Source organism: uncultured Campylobacter sp., from assembly GCF_938045225.1.
GTDB lineage: Bacteria > Campylobacterota > Campylobacteria > Campylobacterales > Campylobacteraceae > Campylobacter_A.
In genome coordinates this window covers 1-2,432 of record NZ_CALINL010000198.1, presented here as the reverse complement: position 1 = coordinate 2,432, position 2,432 = coordinate 1, and the positions used below count along the sequence as shown (strand labels likewise).

Here is a 2,432-nt window from a genome sequence, read left to right as displayed (position 1 = left end):
AAAACGTAACGTTTAGTTTGAACTGGCTGCCGCTTGGTGGGTTTGTCAGATTGAAAGGCGAATACGATTCCGCAAAAGGCGAGGGCACATATGGCGGATCGACATTTTGGGTGAAGACGAAGATCTTGCTGGCTGGCGTTATGATGAACTGGATAACTGCGATTGTTTTGTTTACGATTCTTGCAGTAATTGGCATGCCGAAAATCCTGTCGAACCAAGTTCAATTGCCGTTTGATACAGAGGTTAGGCGTTCGCCGGTGACAATAGCAAAAATCACGCCGAATTCTCCGGCGGATAAAATCGGACTTAAGGCTAATGACGAACTTATTAAGATAAATGGTCAGCCGCTTACAGAGGCGGAAAAATTGCCAGTTATAACTAAGCAAAACGCTGGCAAGAAAGTCAGGGTTGAATATAGGCGTGATGGCAAAGAGTCGGCTGTTGACGTCCAGTTGAATGATGAAAAGTCCGTGAAGGGAAGCGGATATCTGGGCGTTATTCCAGGGCAGACGGAGAAAATGTATAGCACATGGTCGGCGCCTATTGTAGGTGTGGCGACTACTGGGCAATTGTCATATGAAACTATCAAAGGCGTTGGTGTGCTATTGGTAAAAACCGTACACGGATCAATTGGACAAATATTCGGTTCCGCAGAATCAAAAGAATCTGCAAGAGCTGATTTGGCCTCTGTCGGCGGGAGCGTAGCGGGACCAATTGGCATACTGGGTGTATTATTCCCGTCAGTTGTCAGTTCTGGAATTGAGTACATCATTTTCGTGGCGGCGTTAATCTCGCTGACGCTGGCAGTGATGAACATTTTACCAATCCCAGCGCTTGACGGCGGTCATATATTTTTCAACCTTTACGAGCTCATTTTCCGCCGCGAGATGAACGAAAAAGTCTATATCGGCCTCACCTACTGCGGCTGGGCTTTTTTGCTTTGCCTGATGGCGTTTGCTGCCTTTAACGACGTGATGCGCCTAAGCGGAGCGGGACAATGAAACTCGCGCAAATTTTAGAACGCATAGAAAATGCGCGCACTGGCGAAGCAGTAAAGCTAATCGCCGTGAGCAAAAACGTAACGACTAAAGAGGTTTTGGAGCTTTTTAAACAGGGACAAACGAGCTTTGGCGAAAACCGCGTGCAAGAGCTCAAAAACAAGAGCGAAATTTTGTCAAATTTGCCGATCGAGTGGCACTTCATCGGGCGACTTCAAAGCAACAAAATAAACCACCTGCTAGCGCTCAAACCCGCGCTTTGGCAAAGCTGCGAGAGCGTAGGGGCCGCGCTTGCGGTGGACAAGAGGCTTGACTATGAGCTGCCTTGCCTGCTGCAAATAAACTCGGCCTACGAAGATAGCAAACAAGGAATCTCGCCAGAAGCCGCACAGGATGCGTTTTTACAAATCGCACAGGAGTGCAAATTTTTAAAACCCATCGGCGTGATGAGTATCGGCGCGCACGTTGATGACGAAAAAATCGTGCAAAAAAGCTTTGAGACTACGCGTAAAATTTACGAAAATCTGCAATCAAACGGCGCGCAAATTTGCTCGATGGGTATGAGCGGCGACTTTGAGCTGGCGATAAAATGCGGCTCGAATATGATTCGTCTGGGGTCGATTTTATACGCGTAAGTCAGTCGCGTTCCGTATAAATTTAGAAAAATCTACCAAAAAAGGAGCCAAAATGGGCTACGACGTTAGCTATCATCCGATCAACGAATACGAGATAAAGCAGTGGTATTTTGACGCGTTAAAAAGCGCGCGCGAGGGAGACTGGTCGGTCGCAAAGAGGCTCGCAAAAGAGTACGGCATGCAGGATTTTTACGCGCAAAAATACATTGATACCCTAAAAGTCGCGCTTGAAACCAAGGACGGCGAGAGCTTTTCGACGGGACACGGTTACATACTCGCCACCGTGCAAGGATTTTTTAGAAAATACTTCTACACGCGCGGCACGGCGTTTGGCTTTTTGGCGGAGGAACACGGCGAATTTAAGCGGTATCTAAGCGATATAAGCGGCGTTATACCGCCTGAAATGAAAGCAAAATTTACAGGCGAATTTGACGGAAACTACTCATCTGGCGCGTTTATAAGCGCAGCAAATTTGGCTAAATTTTGGCAGGACTACAACGCAGGCGGCGATATCAAGAAAAAAACGGATGACTTTTATGTGCAAAATTTGCCTGCGTTTTTGAGCGCAGTTAAATTTAGCGTAGAAAACGGCTACGGGCTGCTTGAGGCGACAGACGTGATTATACCCAACCCGATTGATTTAAATGATTCCGAGTGCTACTCAAATCTTTTTAACTGCGACCCCGAAGGCGCGTTTATCTACGCCGACACGGCGGCTCAGCAGCTAAGCGAAGCGATGAAGCTAGACAAAAATAAAAAAGAGAGCGATAAAAACGAGGGCTCAGGCGGCTTTTTGGGT

The 2,432-nt window shown here is 47.2% G+C and carries 3 protein-coding genes; all 3 read left to right on the top strand.

The window, feature by feature from the left end:
- A partial coding sequence (locus Q0200_RS07335; protein WP_297939699.1) for a M50 family metallopeptidase occupies positions 1-1,001 on the top strand: 1,001 nt, incomplete at its 5' end.
- On the top strand, positions 998-1,633 hold the full coding sequence (locus Q0200_RS07330) for a YggS family pyridoxal phosphate-dependent enzyme (RefSeq protein WP_297939695.1): 636 nt from the start codon (positions 998-1,000) through the stop codon (positions 1,631-1,633). The genes Q0200_RS07335 and Q0200_RS07330, both read left to right, overlap by 4 nt.
- Positions 1,634-1,685: 52 nt before the next feature.
- Positions 1,686-2,432: hypothetical protein (locus tag Q0200_RS07325; RefSeq protein WP_297939692.1), on the top strand; the 747-nt coding region annotated here is incomplete at its 3' end.